Source organism: Spiroplasma endosymbiont of Cleonymus obscurus (genome assembly GCF_964273375.1).
In the GTDB taxonomy this organism is placed as follows: domain Bacteria; phylum Bacillota_I; class Bacilli_A; order Mycoplasmatales; family VBWQ01; genus Spiroplasma_E.
On record NZ_CAXWWA010000002.1, the window covers coordinates 873,035 to 898,661 of the forward strand.

21 protein-coding genes, 1 tRNA gene, 2 pseudogenes and 1 riboswitch are annotated in these 25,627 nt (G+C 23.5%); of the genes and pseudogenes, 10 read left to right on the forward strand and 14 right to left on the reverse strand.

Going from position 1 to position 25,627, the window contains the following annotated elements; all coding sequences use genetic code 4:
* Positions 1-21: 21 nt before the first annotated feature.
* The 4 genes from ACI2WJ_RS05585 to ACI2WJ_RS05600 all read left to right on the forward strand — a co-directional run bounded on the left by ACI2WJ_RS05585 (position 22) and on the right by ACI2WJ_RS05600 (position 3,723).
* A complete protein-coding gene (locus tag ACI2WJ_RS05585; RefSeq protein WP_400255088.1) occupies positions 22-1,782 on the forward strand; it encodes an ABC transporter ATP-binding protein in 1,761 nt (586 codons plus the stop codon).
* Between the two features lie 23 nt (positions 1,783-1,805).
* Entirely contained in the window at positions 1,806-1,958 is a 153-nt protein-coding gene (locus tag ACI2WJ_RS05590) for a hypothetical protein (RefSeq protein WP_400255089.1), read from the forward strand.
* Entirely contained in the window at positions 1,918-2,637 is a 720-nt protein-coding gene (locus ACI2WJ_RS05595) for a hypothetical protein (protein ID WP_400255090.1), read from the forward strand. The genes ACI2WJ_RS05590 and ACI2WJ_RS05595 overlap by 41 nt, the downstream gene beginning before the upstream one ends.
* A 135-nt stretch (positions 2,638-2,772) precedes the next feature.
* Entirely contained in the window at positions 2,773-3,723 is a 951-nt protein-coding gene (locus ACI2WJ_RS05600) for a hypothetical protein (RefSeq protein ID WP_400255091.1), read from the forward strand.
* Here ACI2WJ_RS05600 and ACI2WJ_RS05605 read toward each other — a convergent pair.
* From ACI2WJ_RS05605 to ACI2WJ_RS05615, 3 genes and pseudogenes are all read right to left on the reverse strand, one after another.
* Positions 3,616-4,854, reverse strand: a pseudogene (locus ACI2WJ_RS05605) (IS256 family transposase). The gene ACI2WJ_RS05600 and the pseudogene ACI2WJ_RS05605 sit on opposite strands and share 108 nt — an antisense overlap.
* Before the next feature lie 369 nt (positions 4,855-5,223).
* Complete coding sequence (locus tag ACI2WJ_RS05610; protein ID WP_342267261.1) at positions 5,224-5,511, reverse strand: hypothetical protein; 288 nt, start codon at positions 5,509-5,511, stop codon at positions 5,224-5,226.
* Positions 5,512-5,883: 372 nt separating this feature from the next.
* Positions 5,884-6,048 (reverse strand): hypothetical protein, encoded by a 165-nt coding sequence (locus ACI2WJ_RS05615; RefSeq protein ID WP_174481083.1) that lies wholly within the window; start codon positions 6,046-6,048, stop codon positions 5,884-5,886.
* Between the two features lie 291 nt (positions 6,049-6,339).
* Between ACI2WJ_RS05615 and ACI2WJ_RS05620 the strand changes: the two genes are divergently transcribed.
* Positions 6,340-6,819, forward strand: coding sequence for a hypothetical protein (locus ACI2WJ_RS05620; protein WP_339040048.1), 480 nt, complete (start codon positions 6,340-6,342; stop codon positions 6,817-6,819).
* Between the two features lies 1 nt (position 6,820).
* Here the strand turns inward: ACI2WJ_RS05620 and ACI2WJ_RS05625 are convergent, their stop codons facing one another.
* From ACI2WJ_RS05625 to ACI2WJ_RS05635, 3 genes and pseudogenes are all read right to left on the reverse strand, one after another.
* On the reverse strand, positions 6,821-7,534 hold the full coding sequence (locus ACI2WJ_RS05625) for a sugar phosphate nucleotidyltransferase (RefSeq protein ID WP_400255092.1): 714 nt from the start codon (positions 7,532-7,534) through the stop codon (positions 6,821-6,823).
* A 10-nt stretch (positions 7,535-7,544) separates the two neighbouring features.
* Entirely contained in the window at positions 7,545-9,983 is a 2,439-nt protein-coding gene (leuS, locus tag ACI2WJ_RS05630) for a leucine--tRNA ligase (RefSeq protein ID WP_400255093.1), read from the reverse strand.
* A gap of 406 nt (positions 9,984-10,389) precedes the next feature.
* Positions 10,390-11,495, reverse strand: a pseudogene (locus ACI2WJ_RS05635) (IS3 family transposase).
* 288 nt (positions 11,496-11,783) lie between these two features.
* Here ACI2WJ_RS05635 and ACI2WJ_RS05640 point away from each other — a divergent pair.
* The gene (locus ACI2WJ_RS05640) at positions 11,784-13,013 is read left to right on the forward strand and encodes an amino acid permease (RefSeq protein WP_400255094.1); all 1,230 of its coding nucleotides are present in this window, start codon (positions 11,784-11,786) and stop codon (positions 13,011-13,013) included.
* 25 nt (positions 13,014-13,038) lie between these two features.
* On the opposite strand, the gene ACI2WJ_RS05645 is transcribed toward ACI2WJ_RS05640, so the two are convergent.
* Positions 13,039-13,248, reverse strand: a complete 210-nt coding sequence (locus tag ACI2WJ_RS05645) for a hypothetical protein (RefSeq protein ID WP_400255095.1) — start codon at positions 13,246-13,248, stop codon at positions 13,039-13,041.
* Between the two features lie 112 nt (positions 13,249-13,360).
* The gene (locus tag ACI2WJ_RS05650; protein ID WP_400255096.1) at positions 13,361-14,341 is read right to left on the reverse strand and encodes an energy-coupled thiamine transporter ThiT; all 981 of its coding nucleotides are present in this window, start codon (positions 14,339-14,341) and stop codon (positions 13,361-13,363) included.
* 127 nt (positions 14,342-14,468) lie between these two features.
* Positions 14,469-14,556: riboswitch (TPP riboswitch) on the reverse strand.
* A gap of 203 nt (positions 14,557-14,759) precedes the next feature.
* On the opposite strand from ACI2WJ_RS05650, the gene ACI2WJ_RS05655 reads away from it, so the two are divergent.
* A complete protein-coding gene (locus ACI2WJ_RS05655) occupies positions 14,760-16,436 on the forward strand; it encodes a hypothetical protein (RefSeq protein WP_400255097.1) in 1,677 nt (558 codons plus the stop codon).
* Positions 16,437-16,592: 156 nt separating this feature from the next.
* Here ACI2WJ_RS05655 and ACI2WJ_RS05660 read toward each other — a convergent pair whose 3' ends face one another.
* Both ACI2WJ_RS05660 and ACI2WJ_RS05665 read right to left on the reverse strand, forming a co-directional pair.
* The gene (locus ACI2WJ_RS05660; protein WP_338957050.1) at positions 16,593-16,832 is read right to left on the reverse strand and encodes a hypothetical protein; all 240 of its coding nucleotides are present in this window, start codon (positions 16,830-16,832) and stop codon (positions 16,593-16,595) included.
* 78 nt (positions 16,833-16,910) lie between these two features.
* Positions 16,911-18,389 carry an ATP-binding cassette domain-containing protein gene (locus tag ACI2WJ_RS05665; protein ID WP_400255251.1) on the reverse strand — a complete coding sequence of 493 codons (1,479 nt, stop codon included), beginning with the start codon at positions 18,387-18,389 and terminating at the stop codon, positions 16,911-16,913.
* A gap of 204 nt (positions 18,390-18,593) precedes the next feature.
* Between ACI2WJ_RS05665 and ACI2WJ_RS05670 the strand changes: the two genes are divergently transcribed.
* From ACI2WJ_RS05670 to ACI2WJ_RS05680, 3 genes are all read left to right on the forward strand, one after another.
* Complete coding sequence (locus ACI2WJ_RS05670; RefSeq protein WP_400255098.1) at positions 18,594-18,722, forward strand: hypothetical protein; 129 nt, start codon at positions 18,594-18,596, stop codon at positions 18,720-18,722.
* A gap of 37 nt (positions 18,723-18,759) precedes the next feature.
* Positions 18,760-19,549 (forward strand): IS5 family transposase gene (locus tag ACI2WJ_RS05675; RefSeq protein WP_400254448.1). Its coding sequence is split into 2 segments (ribosomal slippage): positions 18,760-19,020 and positions 19,022-19,549, totalling 789 coding nucleotides; the frame shifts between segments, so codons are not numbered across the junction.
* A 503-nt stretch (positions 19,550-20,052) separates the two neighbouring features.
* Positions 20,053-20,337, forward strand: a complete 285-nt coding sequence (locus tag ACI2WJ_RS05680; RefSeq protein ID WP_400255099.1) for a hypothetical protein — start codon at positions 20,053-20,055, stop codon at positions 20,335-20,337.
* Positions 20,338-20,608: 271 nt separating this feature from the next.
* Here ACI2WJ_RS05680 and lon read toward each other — a convergent pair whose 3' ends face one another.
* From lon to ACI2WJ_RS05700, 4 genes are all read right to left on the reverse strand, one after another.
* Entirely contained in the window at positions 20,609-22,993 is a 2,385-nt protein-coding gene (gene lon / locus ACI2WJ_RS05685; RefSeq protein WP_400255100.1) for an endopeptidase La, read from the reverse strand.
* 260 nt (positions 22,994-23,253) lie between these two features.
* Complete coding sequence (gene tig / locus ACI2WJ_RS05690) at positions 23,254-24,564, reverse strand: trigger factor (protein ID WP_400255101.1); 1,311 nt, start codon at positions 24,562-24,564, stop codon at positions 23,254-23,256.
* Between the two features lie 15 nt (positions 24,565-24,579).
* Entirely contained in the window at positions 24,580-25,341 is a 762-nt protein-coding gene (locus ACI2WJ_RS05695; RefSeq protein WP_400255102.1) for a DUF3196 family protein, read from the reverse strand.
* A gap of 36 nt (positions 25,342-25,377) precedes the next feature.
* A tRNA-Arg gene (locus ACI2WJ_RS05700) sits at positions 25,378-25,453 on the reverse strand.
* Positions 25,454-25,627 lie beyond the last annotated feature (174 nt).

Here is a 25,627-nt window from a genome sequence, read left to right on the forward strand (position 1 = left end):
CAGCAAAAATAAAAAAAAAGCATGATTGATTATAATGAATTAAAAATAAAAAAAAGTGGTTTCTTAAGCGCAGTTATTAAATACTTTAAAAAATATCCACTACTTTATCTAATTGCAATACTAACTACTATTGCTTCTTCAATAATTTCAGTGATTATTCCTAAAATTACTAATAATTTTTTAGCTACCCCCGATGGTTTTCAATGAGAAAAAATTACTACTTTAGCTTATATTTTAATTAGTTTACAAATTGCATCAGGATTATTTATGTACTTTCGTAATTTAACAGGAAGCATCATTGGTGTTAAAGTTGAAATTGAATATCGAAATAAAGTTTTAAAACATTTACTAGATTTAGATATGTCATATTATGAAGATCGCAAAATTGGTGACACTTTAACAAAACTAATTAGTGATACTAGTGTTATTGGTGAAAATATGCAATCTATTCCTTTAACTATGCTTAGTTCAATTGTGACTTTTTTTGGTTCAATTTACGTTATTTTTTCTTTAAATTGACAATTATCATTAATTGTTTTAGGTATTGTTTTATCAATTTTAATAATATCAGTATTAAATGTTCAAATTATTCGTTATTTAAACTATAAATGAAGAAAAGTTTACACTGAAGTTAATGCTGATATTACTGATCGACTAAATACTATTACTTTAATTAAAAGTAATGCTACAGAAAAAAGTGAAAATAAAAGATTTTCTAATGAACATCTTAAATATTACCAAGCAGCAAAAAAAACTATTACTTTTGAAAGTTTTACTAGAGCATTACTAATTACATTGCTAACAGGAATTAACATTGTTGGTTTAGTTGCTGGTTTCATGTTTGTAAGTAAACACATCATTAGTGTTCCAACACTAATTGCTTTTTTATTAGCAGTCAACACTTTAATTTTCCCAGTTATTCAAAGTATTCAATTCTTAGGTAATTGAGCTAAAACATCAACTTCAATTTTAAGAGTTAATGAAATTCTTAATATTAAACCAAAAATAGTTAATAAAGAAAAAGCCTTACCAGTAAAACAAATTACTAGTGATATTATTTTTGAAAATGTTAATTTCCGCTATGATGAAAAAGAAGACTGAATTTTAAATAACTTCTCTTTCACTTTTGAAAAAGGTAAAAGTTATGCTATTGTTGGTGCAACTGGTGTCGGAAAAACTACTATTTCTAAGTTATTACTACGTTACTATGACCCTGCTAAAGGAAGAATTTTAATTAATAATAATACTGATTTACGTGATATTGACTTAGCACAATACTTACATCATATTGGCTATATTGAACAAGATCCACAAATTTTATTTGGCACATTTTCCGAAAACATTAGTTATACTAAGCAAGGAGCAACTTTAGAAGAAATCAAAATTGCTGCAAATAAAGCTAACTTACATGATTACATTGAACAATTACCTAATGGTTATAATACAATTTTAGGTGAACGTGGGATTAACTTATCTGGTGGTCAAAAACAAAGAGTAGCTATTGCTCGTATCTTTTTAAAAAATCCAGAACTATTAATTTTAGATGAAGCTACTAGTGCTTTAGATAATATTGTCGAAAAGGAAATACAAGCACAATTTAATAAATTAATGATTGGTCGTACTAGTATTATTATTGCCCATCGTTTATCAACAATTAAAACTGTTGATAAGATTTTAGTTTTAGAAAAAGAAAAAGGTTTAGTTCAAGTTGGTACTTTTGATGAATTAAAAGTTAAAGAAGGTCACTTTAAACATTTATATGAAGCTGGAATTATGGGGTAATAAAGATAGGAAGATAAATTATAATGAAAGAACAAAAGCAACAATTAAAAGAAATGTCTTCTTTTTTTAAACAATTATTAAATCAAGATTCTTGAATTAAAGAACTTCATTCAGTTACTAATACTGAAGAAAAGAATGAGAATAAAAAAAATAAAAAATATTCATCTCATTGATAATAAACTATTAGCTTCTTTTTGAAAAAAATATTCAATTTATAATATTGAAATTTATGATCTTTGAAAAGCATTTAAAAATATTTCTTTAAATAATATGCAGCAAGTTAATAATAAAAATATACTTCAAACTTTCTTGTCAACAGAATTATCAATTTTTTTAATAAGATTAATTAAGACAGAAAATAAAATTAACTTTAATCAAACTTATGATTTTTTAGATTATGAATATATTCAAATTCAAGATATATTTAATTCACTAGTTAATATTTTAGATAAATTAAATTTAATACCCATCCAAATTAATTTAATAAAAGAAAATAAAGAACAAGCAATAAAAATTTCAAAAAAACAAAATTGAACTGAATTTGATGCAGAAGATATTCAATTTTTGAAAAAAGTTAAAACTGATTATTTTAAAAACAGATTCTATAAAAAATATTTCAATAAAAACATAGATAAAATTAATTTTTACGAACATTACTTAGCAGATGCTAGAAATCAAATTACACACTATCCAATTATTAATCATAGTTTAAAAAATAATGAAGAATTCAAAATAATTTTATTTAACTTACAAAATAATACAAATAATAAAATTCCATTTAAAACTAGTTTATTATTTTTATCTTTTAAGCGTGGTATTGTTTTAGCAACCTTATATTTATTTTTAGTTTATTAAGAAATGCTAAAAATAGATATTAAAAATATAGATTTATTTTTTTAATATTTGATAAAAATAAACCCTAAAATTTTTAATAAAATAAAAAATTGTTAATAAAATAAGAAAAAATATTCTTACTTAAGGAAATATATAATGTCAAATAATACATGAAATCAATTATGAAAAAATATAGTAAATAATTATAAAGAAATTTTAAACATAAACAAAAATTCTGAAATTATAAACAGTGATAAAAATATAAAAAAAATATATATTAAAAAAATTAATAAAAGATTTAAACAAGATAAAAATTCAAATAAAATAATTATAAATTTGAAAGATCAAATTTACTTAGAAACTAGTCAATGATATTTAGATGAAACAAAAAAATTAGAAACACAAATAATAAAATTCAATCAAAATGATATAAATTTTAAAAACGCTTCTTATCAAAATTCTATAAATGAATTTTGTCAAAAAATATTCAATAAAGAAAAAGATTATATTAATATTATTAATAATAAATGTAAATTTTTAAAAAAAACTACATTTGACTTCTTAATTGGTTTAAAAAAATATTTTTTTCTTTATCAAAGAATTATTAAAGAAACATATGATGCTGGTTATAATTTATCTAAAAATCCAAATCAACAAAAAAAATTATTAAGTAAAATTAAAACTAAAATACCTACAGTTTTTAATGAAGATATAAAATTATTTATGACACTATATTCTCTTCTTGATAAAATTACTTGAGAATATAGTATATCTAAAATTAATGAAAGTGAAAACATTAGCATACTTAAAAAACATCCAACAATGTATTTATATTTTAATAATTTGTTAGCAATATATAGAACAAAAAATGATAAATTTAAATATTGAATTGTAAAAAAAATTAATTTAGAAAATGAAATAATAGAATTAATAGAAGAAAAAACTATTTTAAAAAAAGGAGGCTTTTTAATAATCTGTGTATCTTTGTTTTGCAAAGTACTAGTTCAGATTAATTCTGTCTTCAAATTTTATCATAAAATGAGCAATTGCTGTATTTCAATTTTGAATGGGCATTGTTCATTTTTTTGTTATATTTTCAATTGCTAAGTAAAATATTTTGAAAACTGCCATATCATTTGGAAAAACTTTTTTATTTCTGATGACTTTTCGTAATTGACTATTAACAGATTCAATAGAATTTGTAGTATAAATCACTCTTTTGATTTCTGGAGGATAACTAATAAAAATCATTAAATTATCTCAATTTTTATATCAAGATTTAGCAATTTGAGGATAGTGTTTATTTCATTTACTTTCAAATGATTCTAAAGCTTGCATTGCTTGTTCTTCACTACATGCATTATAAATTGGCTTTAAATCTGTAACTAGTGATTTTCGATGTTTGTATGAAACATATTTTAAACTATTTCTGATTTGATGAACTATACATAATTGATGTTCAGTTTTAGGATAAACTGATTGTATTGCTTCTGACATGCCTGTTAAGTTGTCACTACAAGCAATAAGAATATCATTTAAGCCACGATTTTTCATTTCTGTGAAATTTGCTAATCAAAATTTAACGCCTTCATTTTCACTAATTCATAAACCTAAAACATCTTTTTTACCTTCTAAATCAACACCTAAAGCTATATAAACTGATTTGTTAATAATGCGTTTATCTTGTCGTACTTTAACTACTATACAATCAAAATAAACAATGGGATAAATGCCTTCTAATGGTCTATTTTGTCATGCTTTGACATCATCAATCACATCATCAGTTAATTTGACTAATAACACTTTCACTAATATCAGCACCATGATATAACTCTTGTAACTGCATTCTAATATCTGATAATGTCATACCTTTTGCATATAAGGAAAGAACTTGTTGATCAAAACCATCAAATCTTCTCTGTCTTTTTGGCACTATTACAGGAGTAAAATTACTATTACGATCTCGTGGTACATCAATCTCAATTTTACCTTGTTGAGTTATTAATTTTTTTGAACTTATACCATTACGAGCATTGTCACTATTACTATGTTGATTTTTTTCATATCCTAAATAATTTTGCATCTCAGAATTCAACATTTTTCAACTAAACGTTTTGTTAATTCTTTATATAAACCCCCTTCTTTAAAAACTGTTGTTAAATCTTCAGTATTTTCTAATAATAAATCTACTGCTTTTGATATTTGATCATTATTATTAAAGTTATCTTTTTTAGCCATCTGTAACTCACTCTTTCTAGTCATTTAATTATATTTACTAGAATTAATTAAACATAGTTATTTTTGTAAGTTACACAGATTACTAAACATTACCTAAAATACCAATACCAGCCCAATCAACTACAAATATTGTTATTTTTAATACTTGTCATAAAACTTTTCTTACTTTTTTATTTTTTATATCTACTTGTTCTTCTTTTTGTTTCTCATTAAGGTTATTAATGAAATCAAAAAATGGTATTCTAATAATAGTTGTATCCTTATTTTCTTCTAATTTAATAAAACTTTCATCATTTTTTACTTCATTAGAAAATTGTTCATAACTTAAATGTCTAATTTGTTTAATTACTTGATCTGCTTCAAGATAAATTAGTTGTTGTCAAATTTCTTTTTTTCATCATCATGAATTTCTAATAATAAAACTGGTTTATTATTAATTTCTATTATTTCATCATAAACAAAATACTCTTTACCTCCCTCTACTATAGAAGTTTCAAATTGAAGATATTTTAGTTCATTATCTTCACCTGATTGATTTTCAAACATAAACGTTTCACCATTATGTCAATTTTCATTATTTTTCTTGAATTTATTAGTGAACTCACTTTCTGCAGTTTTGAATTGTTCTGCAAGAATTGTTTTTATTGGTAAAGCCATTTTGGTATCTCCTTTTATTTAAAAACCCATTTACTTTAAAATAAAGCAATGGGTAAAAAACTTATATGTTTAATATTTACATTTTATCAAATATTATATAATTTACAATATTTTATTTAAATTAATATTTATTTAATTTATGAAAAATATCTATTGTCAGTAAGTATATTAACATAGTAACTAAGCTTTTAATTATTTTAATTTATGGATATTTTTTGAATTTATAAATGTTATTTAATTTTTCTGAATAACCTTTAATTTCAATATATTTATTTTTAAAATAAAAAAAATAATAAATTTAAAATTGTATTAAAACTATATAAAATTACAATTTTATTACATGAGTTTTTATCTAAAATTAAATAATGAAATTTAAATTTTCGGATTTCTTGATTTATGTTTGTTTATTTGTTTTTCTTCTTCAATTTTTTTTAATGTCTCTTCTTGTTTTTTAGCTTTTGCAAGTAATAAATCAAGTTTTCTACTTTCTTGTTCTACATCATGTAATAATTTTGCTGCTTTTTCTTTTTCATTCATAATATTTTTTCTCCCTTTCTTTTAAATATTTATTTTTAAAAATATCCAAAATACAGTATAAAATTTTTCATAAAAATTAAAAGATAAAATAAATATTTTTAAATAAAATTATGATTTATTAACTCAAAAGTAAGGATGTTATTTTTTTAAATTGTTGTGCTTAAAAATTGAAAATATGTTATACTAACATCATAATAAACTAAATTATTAAAGACCATTAGGTTCGACTTATTCTTTTTTATTAGATAAGTGGAACCTAATTATTTTTAAATAAAAAAGGATGTGAAAATTATGTCAGCACAACAACAGCAACAACCAAGTAAAGAAATTTTTGATAAATTACAAGGTGAAAAAGATAAAAAAGAAAAAGCAACTTCTTCTGGTGGTGGTAGTAGAAATTGAATTGTAAAATTTGCAAAAGATGTCGCTTATATTTCTTTTTTTCCATACATATGATTAAAAAAACTTTTAGTTTCACTATTTAATAATCGAACTAAAAAGCCTAAACTAAATCAATCAGTTAATATTATTAAAAATAAAGATAATGTTAATCAAAAAAATAATGTTTCTACAAATAGTAATGGACAAGTTAGTTTTAAAGAAGTAGATGCACTAGATCCAGAAAATGAATCAGTAGCAGAAACAACAGCAGAAGCACTAAAATTAAATGGTAATACTACTAATCCATTCCAAAATGTTGCACATAGTTGTAATCGTGAAGAAATTCCAGTAGTTTCAACAACAACTTCTGGAAAAAAATTAACTACTTAAATTATTTAAAATATTTATTAGTTCGTTCTAAATTAATAATATTATCAACATCCCAATGACAATCAAATGATAAAACATAAGGTTTTAATTCAAAATTATGTTTAATACTATTACTAATTAAATATTTACCAACCATTGTTGTTTGCAATACAAGTTCTTGTTGTGGATTTATTAAATCTTCACCAAGAACTTTTGCTCATTTTTTAGTAATATAACTTCATTCTCCCGCCAAGAAACTATCCTTTTTTTTACTTTTAATAATATCAATAATATTACCATTCTTGTTTAATTTATAACTTCAATCTTCTTTGATATTATCATGATCACGCTTAATAGCGGCCATCATATTAGTTGAAAAATTATTTAAAAAAATATTTTTTGTACTAATCATATCACCAGAAATAATAAAAATATCATCTTGACCATTAAAATATGATGATACTAATGTCAAAGCATAACCACTATTATAATCAAGGAAATGTTGATTATTTATTAAGATTAATTTTGAATATTTATGAGTAAGAAAATTAAATTCATCTTTTAAATGACCAGTAATGACAATAATTTTTTTTAAATCATGTATTTCAATTAAATGATTAATTATATGTTCAATTAAAGTTAAACCTTTAAATTTAATTAACGATTTATGAACATTATTTGAGACAGGTTGTAATCTACTGCCAATTCCTGCTGCAAAAATAATAGCAACTTTCATTATTCCTCCTTTACTTAACAACAAAATTAATAATCTTATTTGGTATACAAATTGTCTTAATAATTGTTTTATCTTGCAATCAATGTTTTACTTTTTCTTCATTATTAACTGCTTTTAAAAGTTCTTGATTATTTAAATTTTCTTTTACTACTAAAGTTATTTTTGTTTTACCATTAATCTGAATAGCAATAGTAACTTCACTAGTAATCAAAAATTTTTCATCATAACTTGGAAACTGACTTTTATTAATACTTTCTTTATTACCAAATTGAAATCATAATTCTTCAGCAATATGTGGAGCAAATGGATTTAATAATTTTAAAAAATTAACTAAATATTGTTGATAAATAGTTGGTGCTTTATAACAAGCATTGATAAAAATCATAAGTTGTGCAATAGCAGTATTAAAATTTAAATCATTAATATCATTAGTTACTTTTTTTACAGTTTGATGATAAATTGTATCTAATGATTTATCATTCTTAGTAGTAATTTTTATTTTATACTCATCTTTATTAACAAGACGATAAATACGCATTAAAAACTTATAACAACCAACTAAACCACTATTTAATCACGGTAAAGATGCTGTTAATGGCCCCATAAACATTTCATATATTCGCAAAGTATCAGCACCATATTCATTAATAATATCATCTGGATTAACAACATTACCGCGTGATTTAGACATTTTTTCATTATTTTCACCAAGAATCATACCCTGATTTACCAATTTTAAAAATGGCTCTTTAACATTAACTAACTTTAAATCATATAGCACTAAATGTCAGAAACGAGCATACAATAAATGTAAAACAGCATGTTCTTGACCACCAATATATAAATCAACCGGTAATCAATAGTTAAAACGTTTTTGCGCAATAGCACTATTAAAATCACAATAAGTACCATCATCATTTTTTAAAATATATGCTAAATAATATCAACAACTACCTGCTCATTGTGGCATTGTATTAATTTCTCTTTTTCCTTTTACACCATCTTTTCTAGTTACATGTAATCAGGAATTTGGTGCATTAGTTAAAGGTGCATTCCCCGAATTAGATGGCTTAATATTAGTCATTTTTGGTAATAATACTGGTAATTGTTGTTTATCTACTGTTGAGATTGTACCATCTTCTCAATAAATTATCGGAAAAGGTTCACCTCAATAACGTTGACGAGAAAAAAGTCAATCTCGTAACTTATATGCAGTATGTACTTTTCCTTGTTTTAAAGTTAGTAATTTTTTAACAATTAAATTAGTAGCTGTTTCTAAATCCTTACCATTAATAAAATCAGAGTTAATATATTCACTAGTACCCAAAAATGGTTCATTTTTATTATTAGTTTTCATAATAAAATTGATTGGTAACTTTTTATTTTTAGCAAAAATAAAATCACGACTATCATGTGCAGGAACACCCATAATGGCTCCTGTCCCATAATGATTTAAAACATAATCACCAACTCAAATTGGTAATTTACTTTTAGTAAAAGGATGAATAGCATAACTTCCAGTAAAAACACCAGATTTTAAAGTATCATCTCCTTGACGCATTAAATCTGTTTTAGTTTTAGCAGCTAAACAGTATTGAGTAACTGCTTGCGAATATTCACTAGTTGTTAAATCATGAATTAATGGATGTTCAGGGGCAAGTACTAAAAATGAAACACCAAAAATAGTATCAACCCTTGAAGTAAAAATAGAAACCTTACATTTATTATTTTCAACTATAAAATCAACTAGTGTTCCAACACTTTTACCAATTCAATTACGTTGTAATTCCTTAACACTATTTGGTCAGTCTAAATCATCTAATCCTTTTAATAATTTTTCAGCATACTTAGTAATTTTTAAAACCCACTGACGCATTGGTTTTTTAATAACTGGGAAATTACCACGTTCAGAAACCATATGACCATTAATGTTAATTATTTCTTCATTAGCTAAAACAGTTCCTAACTGTTCACAAAAATTAACTTCAACATCTTTAATTTCAGCTAACCCTTGTTCATAAAGTTTAATGAAAATTCATTGTGTTCACTTATAATATTGAGGATCTGTAGTATTAACTTCTTTATTATAATCAAAACTTAGACCAATACTTTGTAATTGTTTACGAAAATTATTAATGTTTTGTTTAGTAAATGTCTCTGGATTATTACCTGTATTTAAGGCATATTGTTCAGCTGGTAAACCAAAAGCATCTCAACCAATTGGATGCAAAACATTAAAACCATTCATTATTTTAACTCGTGAAATAACATCAGTAGCACAATAACCTTTAGGATGGCCAACATGTAAACCTGATCCTGAAGGATAAGGGAACATATCAAGAATATATGATTTTGGTTTTTTATTATCATCAATGTTTGTTTTAAAAGTTTCATTTTTTAATCAATACTGCTGTCATTTTTTTTCTATTTGTTGGTGATTATAACTCATGTTTTTCTCCTTTAATATGTTCAGGTAAAGTAATCATAAAACCATAATATCATAATCATTTAACAAGTTGCAATGTTTACTTATTGATTAAATTATATTTTAAATATTTTGTTAATTATCAATCAATGTTATTAAACTATTTACTAATATTTATTTTCTACAAAAATGAAATAGTTTTTATTGTATTTCAAATAAAATATACTATATAATTATCGTTAATATTAAATAAATTCAAAGGAGGATTCTATGAACACACAAAAAGTTTTAAATAAGTCTTTAAAACAAAAAACAAAGCAGCAAAAAATAGGCTTAGGAGAACTGGTGTGACTTTGGATTTAATTATACTTGCACAATAGCTTTTCCTATGTCTTTTATAGGAATATTGGAATGGCAACCCTTTTTAGGACTATTTTTTGGTAGACATTTTTTCATGATATTTAACTGGAGTTAGGTAGTTTAAAGTGCTGTGGATTCGTATGTTGTTGTATCAATTGATATAATCAAATAATTCTAATTTTAATTGGATTAATGATGTAAAATTTTTATCATTAATAAATTCAGTTTTGAAAGTTTTGAAAGTTGCTTCAGCAACAGCATTATCATAAGGACAACCTTTTTTGCTTAAAGAACGGGTAATATTGAATGCTAATAAAAGTTTATCAATAGTTTTATTATTGAATTCATTACCGCGATCACTATGAAATATTTGAATATCTTTTAAACAGCGATTTGATTGAATAAATGCTTGATATACTAATGATGCATCTTTTTTAGTACCTACACACTATGTCCAATAATTTCGCGGTTAAATAGGTCGATTAATAAGCAAATATAGTTTCACTTACCATTAACTTGAACATAAGTTAAATCACTAACAATAACTTCATTTTTAAGCCTATTATTAAAGTTTCTATTCACAAGATTGCTTATTTGGCTATCATTGACTTTGTTATGATGATTTTTATTTAAATGATAATTTAGTGTATTTTGATATTAAATTATGCTGATTCATAATTTCTTTAATTTTTTTGCGTGATAAATAAATTTCTTTATTTTCTAGACTGACTTTTAATCTTCTTGTTCCATAAACTTCTTTATTTTGTTTAAAAGCACTAATAACAGCTTCATCATACATATTATTTTTGATTTTATCTTCTTTTTTCTTTAAATTAAAATAATATGTTGATTTAGAAAGTTTTAAAAAACGACAAATTGGACGAATTTTATATTTAGATTTATTATTTGTAATAATCTCTACTTTCTGCCTATTATTAGTGCTGCTTGCTTTAAAATATCATTCTCCATTCTTAATTGTTTTAATTCTTTATTTGCTTGAATTAATTGTTTTTCTAAATCCGAAAGATTATCTTTAGTTTTAAAACTGCCTGAATTTGTAAATTGCTTAATTCATTTATAAGTAGCTGCTCTTGTAACGTTGTATTCTTTAGCAAGGCAAGATACTGATTTGCCATTTTGATATAAAGATACTATTTGTTTTTTTAAATTCATCATTATATGAGTTAATATTGGCCATAATTATATTTCCTTTCTTTTAACTAATTTGTTCACTTGTCTACGTAATTAGTGTCCAATAAAGTGTAACCCATCCAATATATTATTGAAATAATGGTGGAGTTGGATTACATCTAATCTGAATTATGATTTTAGGAGCTATAATGGCTAGTATTAGTGCATGTGCTTTTTTAAAATGTAGTAAAGTTTATGCTGGTAATAATGGTTGGAGCATATATTTATGTTAGGGCAACTTTTGGTCGTTTTTGAGGATGAATAATCGGCTTTATGCAATATATCATTTTACCATCTACTGTTATTGGTGGTATTATTTCAATGTTTAGAATTAACTTAAACCAATTATCATTTTTTTCTTGATTACCTGATAGATGATCTAATTTATTTATTGATAGTTTAGGAATTATAGTTTATTGTTTGGTTACAAGTTGTATCTATTTTGGATTAAGAGGTTTTCGTTGATTTGTTAATATTTCAGGAATCATTAAATGACTGTCAACTTGTTTTTTGATTATTTGTGCCATTATTCTGGTAATCAAAAATGGCACTATAGTTTATCAACAAGCATTTGTTGGTACTAAACATCTTCATTTTACAATTAATATTTTTAATAATGCTTTTAGCAATTTTTTCTACTTTTTCCTTGGTTTTGAGACCTTTACTGTTATTGGAAAAAATGTTAAAAATCCTAATAAAAATTTAGGTAGGGGAACAATTATTGTCTTATTTTTGACAACTATTTTTTATTTAATTATTACAATTTTAATTATTGGTGCCATCAGTTCACAGGGACCTAATGGTAATAACGGATGAGCAAATGGTGATAATAATTATAATCCAAATAATGTTATTGTTGGGATTGCTGGTACAACAGGTATCATTTTACTAGTTATTTGTACTTTATCAATTAAATTGAATGGTGTAATACAAGTAACGCTATATTCTGGAGCTATGCTACAACCATTAGCGAAAGAAGGATACATTAGTGAAAAAATAGCCAAATTAAATAAAGAAAATATTGCAATGTATGGTAATACTATTAATTTTATAATTACAATTATAGTTTGTATTATTATGCTAATAATTCCGGATTTAATTGGAATTAGTTTTAATTACAACCAAATGTTGGGATTTACAACTAATATAACAATCTTTGTTTATCTTTTTGTTATAACAGCAACTTGTGTTATGGGTTATTATAAAAAAATAAAAATAAAAGTTATCGAATGAATTATGTTTATTATCTGTTTATTATTTTTAATTAGTCAATTCATTATTTTTAATTATAATATGATTCATGATTTAGTAAGCAACAGAGGAATCATATTAATTGCAATTACAATTAAGTTTTTAATGTTTTGAGTATTTATTATAATTGCTACTATTATTTATTTTACTTATTATAAACCAAAACTAAAACAAAGATTAATAACAAATCCAGAATATCAAAATCAATTAGATAAAGAATTTATTTTTAATTCTCATCTAGTAGTTAATTAAATTATTTAAAAATTATATTATCTTATTATCGTCAAAAATAAACTAAATGAGTTGCTGGTTTTTTACAAAAACAAGTACCAGTAGTAGTTGTACTTTTTAATTTAGCATATGCTTGAAAATGTTCAGATCAACCAATATCAATTGTATGTTGAGCATGTTTTCCTAATTCAATTGCTGCTAATACAACCTTTTTCTCATTTAATGCTTTATTCATTAATTTAATATTACCATCCATAATAATAATATCTTCTTTGAATTATTTCATCATTTTTCATTATAATCACCCTTTCTATCAATTAATATTATAACGCTATTTAAAAAAAGAAATAGTAATTGGAATTACTATTTTAACGATATCTTTCTACATAGTGACTAACTAAACCACGATAAATAAAAGGTATTGTTAATTGCATAATTGGATAAGTAAACAAAAAAATATGAATAAAATTGTAAACTAATGAGTAAAAAAGAGGATTAAATCCTGATCAAATATTTTTACTTCCATCAGCATTAGTAATTTGTGATCAAATAAAATATCCTGCTATTGTTTGTCAAAAATAAATAATTAAACAAACTAAAAAACAATGTAAAAAATAATTAATATAAGTAAAAATTGATTTATCAGATTTTAAATTAAAACGTAATAATGAAATAATAGCGGGTGTTGTCATTGGCAAAAAATAATCTAATAAATAACTTCAAGCACTAATAACATAACCACCACTAATAAATAATAATGACATTAAAGCACTAATCATACCCGTTAATCATCCACCTGCAAAGCCAATAATATAACTAATAACCATTAAAGGTATATATTTAATAGCAATACCGCCGCCGTATGGCATTTTTGGTAATAAATTTTGTTCAATAAAAGCACAAGCAATAGTTACACCAGTAAATAAACCAATAATTGTATAATCAATAACTAATCATCGTTTAATACCAAATGCAAATTTAAAATTAGTTCATCATCTTGTTTTTAAAATGGCAAAAGTTTCTTCTTTTTGTCATTGATAATGTTTAATTAAATTAAAAATTAATGCAATGGGATTGATACTAAAAATTGATAGTAATGTAACAATAACAATATTTTTATGAATATCTTCTATTTTAACTGTTCATGTAATAACAGATAATAAAATTGATGAAATTAATAATAAACAAAGAATTAATATTAAATAAATTTTACTGCTATAAAATTGTCAACCAGTAATAGTAGTAACTTTAAAAAAGTGATTAATACTACTAGCAGGTAAAATACTAATAATAAATGTTAATGTTAGAAAAGTAATTAAACTAAAAATGGCTGATGCTTTAATTAACATTCCTATCTCCAGTTTGCTTTTAACTTTATTATAATTGATAGTTGTTAATAGTTGTTCTTTAAACATAATAAAATGATAACTCCTTTAATTTATCTTACATAACAAAAAAGGAGTTATCATTTTTTAAAATATAAAAAATAAAGTCTCCCTCCGCTAGTACTAACTAGATCAGGTTATAGGGTATTTCTCAGGCAATGCCACCCCTGCTTTATATAATATATGCAAATTAATCCATATTTACTACTATTATAACATTCAAAATATTTTTTTAAATATAAAATATATTTTTTTTATGATTTTTAGTTTAAATTAAAATTTGCTCTATTTTTATTTGAAATTTATTTGAAAAAAAATAAAATATATTCACTTCTTAAAAATAAGAAGTTATTGGGAAAAAATAAAAAGGAGTTTTTAAAATATGAAAAAGATATCAACACTAATTACAACAACAATTTTAGCAATAGCAAGTACAAACAGTTTAAATACCTTATTTATCAATAACACAAATAATAAAATTAAAACAAGTATTAAAAATGAAAATAATAATTGAAAAATAAATGAAATTAAGTCTTTAACAACTGATAGAAATAGAAATATTTATGCACTTGCTAATAATACTGTTTATAAATGTTTAGCAGAACAAACAGAGTTCAAACAAATGATAGTACCTAAAGAATTTGCTAATGGTAAATTTATAAAAACTGATAAAGATAAAAATACTTATGTCGCAACTAATAATAATATTTATAAATGTCTTGCAACACAAACATATTTTCAACAAATGATAATACCTAAAGAATTAGAAAATATTAGATTTTTAAAAATTAATGAGAGAGACGGAAATGTTTTTATAATAGCTAATAATAATATTTATAAATGTTTAGCGGGAGAATGAGAATTTAAAAAAATGACATTACCAACTAATATTAATTTTCTGAGTCACATAAGTATTGATAAATATGGAAATATTTATATCACTGCTAATAATACTCTTCATGTTCCTTTTGCGAATAGTATTTATAAGTGTTTAGAAAATGACAACGAATTTAAACAATTAAATATAGATACAAATAAAGAAACACTACAAATTTCTCTTTTAACAACTGGTAAAGACGGACACATTTATGTAATTGCAAATAATAGTATTTATAAATGTCCAGCAGAACAAACAGAATTTATAATAATAAGTGAACATTGAGGACTACCTGTTAATGCTATTTTAGTAACAGATGAAAATGGAACTATCTATATTGCAGATAATAATAATATTTATAAGTATTCAGTAAAACAAAAAGACTTTAAGAAAATAAATAATTCATCAATAGATGGAATAATCAAAAAAATAATAATAAATAATAAAAATATTTATATAATAACTAATAATAACTCTGTAATAAATAAAGTTTATAAATTTGATTTTTTACAATCAAATTTTATTGAAATGAAAGTAATTGATAATGATACATATGATGTTAGTAATATTACTTTTGATAGTAATAAAAATATTTATGTTTTAACTATTAATGGCATTTATAAATGTCCAGTAGAACAAACAGAATTTAAAAAAATGACAAAAATATGATGAAAAACAACAGAATTTCATTTTAATAACGGAAAACTAACTGATATAAGTTATTGAAAACAGACTAGAAATAATTCATTTATCCATACATTTGAATGAAATACAGAATATGGTTTACCAATTGATTATCGATATATTACTTTTTTTAATGAAAATGGTACAGAAGATTATGTAGATTCATCTTATAGTTGAGGTGATACAGGATATCCAACTATTAACATTAATCAAGTTGTTAAAAATCTAAATTTTCAAAAATATTTAATAAATGCAAAAGTAACAAAAAATGGACCTATTAACCCAGCAAATTTTTGTAATATTATCATATGTAATAATAAAGAAAATTTCCTACTTGCCAGTTTATTAATAACTATTAAATTAGGGTTAACTTTTTATGAAGAAAATGGAAAATGATTTTTTCAAATTATCATTGCTCATTATGGTGAAACATGAGGATCTGAAAGTGGAGGACAAATTAAAACAATTTTAGGAAACGGTTTTCGATTATACTCATAATTTATTTTTTTAAATATTCATACTCCTTTAAAAATAAATTTAAAGGAGTATTTTTAATAAACCTATTGTTTCAAAATATTGTTAATATATAAAAAATCTAATTATTTATAAAAAATAATTAGATTATAAATTAATAAAAATAAGTAAGTTATTATGTTAAAACATTTTCAATTTTTGATTTAAATTTGAAACATTTGCCAAATATTTATTTTCTAATTGATTTATTACTTTAGTATTTAACTTATCACTTTGTTTTAAATAGTTTTGTTGAGATGCAACTTCTGACAATAGTTCTAAATTTTCAAATTTATTTTGATTATCTAATCATGCTTTAACTTTATCAAAATAATTAATTGGTTGTTCATCAATAACATAATTTCTTATATTTTTAGGCATTGTATATTTTCACTCCTTTGTTATTTTATAATTCATTACATACTTTTATAAAAATTAATCAAATCATTTAAATAGTTTTTAAGTTAAATAATAAATGCCACAACTAATAAGATTTAAAGCAATAAATATACCTACTAAAATACCAACAACAGCACCAACACCAATACTTGAAACTAATCCTTCACCAATAAGACTAGCTAAAAAGTAAGTTAAAATAATTAATGGTGCAACAATTAATAAACTAGTAAATAAACTAACAATTGCTTGTCCAGTACGACTTTTAATAATAACTGACATTAGCAAAGCAATACTAGTAATAGTAATAGAAAAAAATAATGTAAATAAAATAATAATTAATAATTGTCAATTAAAAATGGAACTAATCATTCCAGATAAAGGAACAACATAACCAATAATAATAACACCAATAAAAATAATAATATCAGAAATTAAAACTAAAGCTAAATTAAATATTGATGTTATAATAATAAAGTTGGTTTTGCTAATTCTTGTTAAACCAATGCGTCGATAAACTACGCTTTGTTTTAAATCTAATAAAATAGCTAAAAAAGTTTGAATTGAAAAGGAAGCAGTTTGTGTCAATCAAATAATCATCAAAATAAATCGTCCAATGTTTTTACCAGCAGGTGATGATAATATTTGATTATTTCCACCAATTGATGCACCAATAAAAATCAATGGTGAAACGAAAACTGAAAAAATAATAATTGAACGATTACGTTTTAAATAACTTCAAAATAAATTAAGAAGAGATCAATCGTTATTTTTGTTTTTTAAGGTGTTTTTTCAAGACTTAGCTCATTTTTCATTATTTTCCCCTCCTAATCTTTTTAATAACGCTTCGCTATCATACATACCTATTTTATATTCTTTAAATTTAGTTTTAACATATTTTTCAATACTTCCATATTCTTTAACAACAGTTTTAACATCATTTATACTAATAATTGAACCTTCAAACATGAAGATAATTTGTTGACAAAAACGTTCAATTTCTTGCATATTATGTGAAACAATTAATACTGAAAGATTAGGTTTAATAAAAACTTCTTTTTCTAGTAATTCATAAATTCGCTCACGTACCTCTAAATCTAATCCCGTAGCTAATTCATCTAAAATTAATAAATCTGGTTCAACAATTAATGCTAATAAAATATTTATTTTTTGTTGTTGACCACCCGATAAAGTAATAATAGGTTTATTAATAAATGCTTCGGCGTCCAAATAGTACAATAACTTTTGAATGTCTTCAACAGACTTATTTAAACGATAAGCTCTCATATAATATTGGGCCATATCTCAACCAGTTAAACCACGAGGAAATTTAGTTTCTTGTAATTGCATGCCTATTTTTAAATCAGATTTAATATTAATAGTACCTGTTGTTGGTTTACGAAGTTGGGAAATCATTTCACATAATGTTGTTTTTCCAGTACCATTGGGGCCAACAATACCAATTTTGGCACCAATAGCAATATTCAGACTAACATTTTTAATGACTTCATTACTATCATAGTTTTTACTGACATTAATGATTTCAACATTATTTTTTTATCTTTAATCATAATTACTTCCTTCCTATAACTTTATAATTTTATCATAATTACTACATAAATATTACTTGTTTTTTAAGATATAAAAATTAAAATATAATATAATATAATGTAAACTTCATTAGGTTTTTACTCATTATTTTCATAAAAAGTAAATGAGTTTTTATTTTTAAAAAAGGAGAAAATTATGAAAAAAAATGTACAAAAAAAAGAAATAAAAAAATTAAAAAAAGAGAAAAAAGAATTAGAAAAAAGTTTGAATCCATTTAACAAAAATTTTAGTCTTAGAACCTGTTTAGAATCTTTTCGAAAATAATGTAAAATGATTATATATTTTAAAATAAGAGGTATATATGCATAAAAATTATCCAAGTCATGTCACCAAAGAACAATTTGAAAACATAAAATCAATTTTAGAAAATAGTAAAAAGAAAACAAAACCAAGAAGTTTAGATTTATATGAAATATTTTGTGCAATTTTATATGTATTAAAAAGTGGTTGTCAATGAAGAATGTTACCAAAAAATTTTCCAAAATGACAAACTGTATATTATTATTTTCAAATTTGAAGTAAAAATAATGGTAAAGAACCTAGTGTATTGCAATTAATTTTAAAAAAAATTAGTTAAAAAAGTTCGTATCAACAATAATCGCAAAGAACAAACTAGTTTTTGTATAATTGATTCGCAAAGTGTTAAAAATACAGATACTACTGAAAATAAAGGTTATGATGCTGGTAAAAAGATTTCAGGCATAAAACGTCATATTGTTGTTGATTCTCAAGGTTTACCACATGCAATTTACATAACCACGGCAGAAAAAACAGATCGTAATAGCGCTATAATAATGATTGAAAATGAAAAAGAAAATCTTTCTGCAGTTCAAAAAATAATAGTAGATGCTGGTTATACTGGTGAAAAATTTGCTTCTGAAATCAAAACAATCATAAATGCAAATGTTGAAGTGATAAAACGCAATGAATTACATACTTTTGTAGTATTACCAAAAAGATGAATTGTAGAACGAAGCTTTGCTTGATTAGAAAAATACAGAAGATTATGAAAAAATTGTGAAAGAAAACTAAATACTAGTTTACAAATGGTTGTTCTTTCATTTATTTCAGTTTTATTAAAAAGATTCTAAACAGGTTCTTAATAATAAAGAAAAGGTATTAAAAGAAATTGCTTTAATCAATGAAAAAATTATTAACTTAAAACAAAAATTATTAGTAGATTATGAAGAAGATTTAGATGAAATTGAAAATGGAAATCTAGAATTTAATTTTAATATCCAACAGTTAAATAATGAAGATCAATATTTAAAAGATAGTACTTTTCTAATAACTAATGATGATATAAATAGTATAAATTCAGAAGAATTAATTAATATGCAATATGGTAAAAAATGTTGTCCACCATGCACAATTTTCTAATTTTAAACATTTTTATATAAAAGTTTAAATAATTATTAATAACAACACTTTTATTATTTATAATTTAATTTTTGAATTATAAAATTAAAATAATATATAATATAAAAACAAACTTGATCAAAGTTTTAATCAAAGTTTTAATCAAAGTTTTAACCCATTACTTTATTTTAAAAGTAAAGGGTTTTTTATTTTTTAAAAGAGGAGACATTAAAAAATGGATATTAATGACTTAGAAAGAGAAGTTAACTTTATAGCAGATAACTATCATATTATTAATCTTTATTTACATTTTCCAATTGAAACTTATAGTAAAGATTACAATGATATTTTTGACTTTTGAGAAAATAATAAAAAAAATACTCAAAATCATTATCAATTTTTAAATAAAAAAATAAAAACTTTAGAATCTTTAAAAAAATTAGAAAATAATTTTATAAATTCAATAAATAACCTATCAAAAAAATTAAATAATAAAAGTACTTACTATTGGATTATTTAATTGAAATAAAAAAATAAAAACAAAAATAACTATTTTAACAAAAATCAAAGAAATTAAACAACAAAATTTAGTAAAAATAAATGAACTAATATTACGAATTAACAAAAAAAATATAATTAATAATGTAAATTCAGAAATTAATTTTTCTGTAACAAATAAAAGCAAATCAAATTTATCACAAATATAAAAAAATTTTATATAAAAAAAGTAAATACTTGTTTTTAGTATTTACTTTTTTTAAAGTTATAGTTATTAATAATTTAATTAGATTTTAACCTTCATCAATAATACTTGAAGTTGGTTTAATATTATTAATAGGTGAGTGAATTTTTGCTTTATGTTTATTAAAAATAAAATCATATACTTCAGAATAAAATTCAACTGAAACAATATTTAATTTTTTCTTTACTTCTTCTGGAATATCTTCTAAGTCTTTTATATTAGCTTTTGGAATTAAAATTGTTTTTAGTCCACTACGATGAGCAGAAATTGATTTTTCTTTTAATCCACCAATTGGTAATACATGACCACGAAGTGTAATTTCACCTGTCATACCAATATCTTTTGATACAGGTCTACTTGTCAGAGCAGAAATAATTGCAGTTGTTAAAGTAATACCAGCACTTGGACCATCCTTTGGCACTGCTCCTTCAGGAACATGAATATGAATATCATGTTCTGCAAAGAAAGTATCAGGAATATTGAAAGTAATAGCATTTGCTTTAATATAATCTAAAGCAATAGTAGCAGATTCTTTCATGACCTCACCTAATTTACCAGTTAATACTAAATTACCTTTTCCTTTAAAGTAGTTTACTTCAATTGGTAAGATATCACCACCATATTGAGTATAAGCAAGACCAGTTACCACTCCAATTTGTGATTCATTTTCTTTTTTAGTATAATCGAAAATTTGTTTTCCTAAATAATCTTTAACATTATCACCAACAATTTCTTCAGTACTAATTTTTTTATTTAAAAGTTTAACAATAAATTTACGAGCAATTTTATTTAATAATCTTTCTAACTGTCGAACACCTGATTCTCTTGTATAATATTTAATTATTTCTTCAATTGAATTTGGTTTAAATTTTAACATTTTATTATTTAAACCAGTAATTTCAATAACACGAGGAATTAAATATTTTTTTGCAATTTCAAGTTTTTCTAATTCTGTATATGAAGAAAGTTCAATAATTTCCATTCGATCTTTTAATGGTTCAGGGATACCTTCCATATAATTAGCTGTTGCTAGAAACATAACTTGTGATAAATCATAATTTTCTTCAATATAATGATCTGAAAAATTAGCATTTTGTTCAGGATCTAATACTTCTAACATAGCACTAGCTGGATCACCACGATAATCAGATGACATTTTATCAATTTCATCTAATAAAAATAATGGATTAATAACTTTAGCACGTTTCATACCTTGGATAATTCTTCCTGGCATCGCACCAATATAAGTTTTACGATGACCACGAATTTCAGATTCATCTTTAACTCCACCAAGTGAAATTTTAACGAAAGTACGCCCCATCGCTTCAGCAATTGATTTAGCTAAAGAAGTCTTGCCAACACCAGGAGGGCCAACTAAACAAATAATTTGTCCTGGAATTGCCTTAGCCATTTTTTTAACAGCAAGATATTCAATAATTCTTTCTTTAACTTTTTCTAAACCATAGTGATATTTATCAAGAATTTTTTTTGCATTAATTAAATCAAATTTTTCTTCACTTTTTTGAAATCAAGGTAAAGTCATCATTCAATCAATGTATGTACGAATTATATTTGATTCACTTGAAGCTTGTGGCATATCTTCATAACGACTAATTTCTTCTTTAACACGCGTTTTGATTGCTTTAGGAAACTCTTCTGTTTCTAAGCGTTCTAAATAACATTTCATTTCATTAGACTTACCATCAATTTCGCCTAATTCTTCTTTAATAGCACGCAATCTTTCTCGTAAATAATATTCACGTTGTTGTTCATCAATACGATCTTTAATTTTAGCTGTTAAATCCTTTTCAATGGCACCAACTTGTTTTTGACCACCAACATCTTTCAATAATAAATCTAAACGTTTATTAATATCAGTTTCTTGTAAAATTTCTTGGCGTTTATTGATAGTTAAAAATGGTAAAAATTGAGCCATTTTATCAATAATTTCACTAGCTTTCATTCCATCGGTGATTTGACTAATTACACCTTGTGGAATTGAACCATGAACATCTAAAATCTGTTGTAAATTATTTACAATTCTTTGAATCAACTCTTCTTCTAATGATTTTGAAACATTAGGACTAACTAAAGTTTCAGCATCTCCTGTATAAAATTTATCATCATAAAACTTAGAAACTTTAACTCTTTGTTGTCCATAAAAAGATACGGTAAGTGTACCATCATTATGACTTTTTTGAATTTGCACTTTACACAAAGTACCATGATTGTAGACTTCACTTAATTGCGGATTATCTACTTTCGGATCCTTTTGCGAAACTAAAATAATTTCTGAATTAAACTTAGCTACCGATTCATTAATTGCCGCTACTGATTTATGTCTGCCAACTTCTAGTTCTATTTCAACTGTTGGGAAAACAAAACTTCCTCTTGTTACTAGTACTGGAATATTAGTAATATTTTTTATCTTCATTGTCTCACCTCAAATAATGTATTAACTGGATTATAATATAAAACATTAGCACTTGCAATAGTTAATTGCTAAAATATCTAATTTTTGATTTATACTATACTATTACAGCAGCACTTATTAATTCATATTTAATTTATACTAGTAGTATTTTATTACATTTATTTTTTTTTTGATAATTTTTACTTTTTGAAAAAAATAAACGATAAAATAACCTAATTATTAAATTGGTAATTAGGTTATATAATAATTATCAAATTAAATTAAGCACTTGTTGTTTGCTTTTGGTTTTTACCGTTACTTTCTCATAATAAATCAAAGGCTTTATTACGTTTTAGGGTAGTAGTAATTAAACTTAAATCTTTAATATTTGCTTTAACTTCTTCAATACTTATTTTAAATTGGTCGGCAAATGTTGTTAATTGTTTTTGAACTTCTTCTTCGGTAATTTCTATTTTTTCTTGTTTAATAATTTCTTCAATAACTAAAAAATTCTGAAGTTGCATAATTGCATCCTTTTTTATTTCATTAATAATTTCTTCATGAGATAAACCAGTTGCTGCCATATAGTTTTCAATTGTAAAGTTTTGATTAGCTAATTGTTTTTTAAATTCATTTTCTAAACGTTCAGTTTCATTTTTAACAGCAAAATTTGGAATTATTATTTTTGAATCTTTAACAATTTTAGCAATAAGTTCTTCCATAAATTGTTCCTTAATTGTCATTGTTTTTTGTACTTCAATTTGTTTTTTAATATTTTCTAATAATTGTTCAGTAGTAGTAAGATCTGGAATGTTAACATCTTTTACTAATTCTTCTAAATCTTCATTAATAACTTTTGTTTTTATTTCGTTTAATTCAATTTCAAATTGTACTAATCGACCTTTTAAATTTGGAACATGATAATCTTCTGGGAAAGTTACTTCAATAGTTTTTTTAGATTTAGGTTCCATACCGATCATTCCTTCTTCAAAACCAGGAATAAATTTACCAGAACCAATTTCTAATTCCATGTTTTTAGCTTCACCGCCAGGGAATTTTTTACCGTCTAAAAAACCAGTGAAATTAAAAACTGCAGTATCATCTTTTTCTAATTTTCCTTTTTCTTTTGGATTAAAAATAGCAAAACGATCTTGTAATAGTTTAATTTGAGTATCAATTTCTTCTTGATTAACAGTTGCTACAGGTTTTACTATATCAATACCACGATATTTACCAATAGTAATTTCTGCTGGTAAATCAAATACAAACATTATTTCACACTCTTTAATAGTAGATTTTTCCACATTAACTTCGGGTTGATTAGTAGGCATTAAGTTAGGTTTTTGTTTTAAGGCAAAATCATAAGCAATAGTAATAACTGCTTTAGTTGCTGTTTGTAAAGTTTGTTCTTCAGTTACATGTTTTTTAGCCATTTTAGTAGGAACTTTTCCTTTACGAAATCCAGGAATTTCTACTTGTGCAATCAATTTATTTTCAGCTTTTGCCAATTGATCTTTTCAAGTTTTAGCATCAATGGTAACATGTCATTTTCCAAGACCATTTTTTTCATCTTTTATAATATTTAATGTCATTTTTCAAATCTCTCCTTATGTAATTTGTTGTTGAATCATAATACTTAAGTATTTTTTTATTAAAGTAGTAGTAGTTTTAAATTTTTTAGCACTTTCTATCAATTTTACACTAATAAACTGGAAACTACAAGCACGAATATACAAAGCAGCTGCTAATGCTGCTGCTTGATTTTTATTAGGTAATGTTGGAAACAAATTCTCAAAATAACTATCCAATAAAAATAAGCAAATACCATAAATACCTGGATTATCAATATGAACTTCATCTTCAAATATTTTTGTAATTTTTAAATAAACGAGTGATTCTTGTCATTGTGTTATTTTTTTTGGATTAATTTTAAATGTATCATGACCTTTTATTACTTCTATTTCTTCATCAATACCTTGATTATTTAATATAAATAATAGTTGTGTTTTATTTATATTATTTATATTTTTATTTGTAAGATAAATCTTAATTGTTGGCAAAATTAACCTAGCATTATGACTTTGTAAATAATAAAATGCCACCGGATGAAGATCTTCATCAAATGGATTCATTAATACACGACTTATTCTCTCTAAATTTCACTCATGACTTTCATTTTTACTATTTAATCTAATATGAGTAGTAATATTATGATGTAACTCTTGTAATGTAATTTCATGATGAATAGGAATATAAGGCATCTCTAATTCATGTTTGACCAACTTCATTGCTTGATCTCATTTATTTTCACTAATGAGGTGGTTAATTTTACCAATAATGTCTTGATAATAATTGTCATGATTTATCATTATTTAGTTAAACCTTCTTAGTATTTTAAAATTTAATGGCGCCCACGAGAAGATTCGAACTTCTGACCCCCGCCTTAGAAGGGCGGTGCTCTATCCACTGAGCTACGTGGGCATAACATTTACCATAAGTAATCTTAACTTGTTTGATTAAAAAATGCAATTATTAATTGGTTACTTTTCAATAAAAAAATAATATTATTATATTTAATATTATTTTGATATTTCATTATGTACTTTTAAACAATAATTTTTTTTAAAAAAATAAAATATTTTCATTTTTTTATAT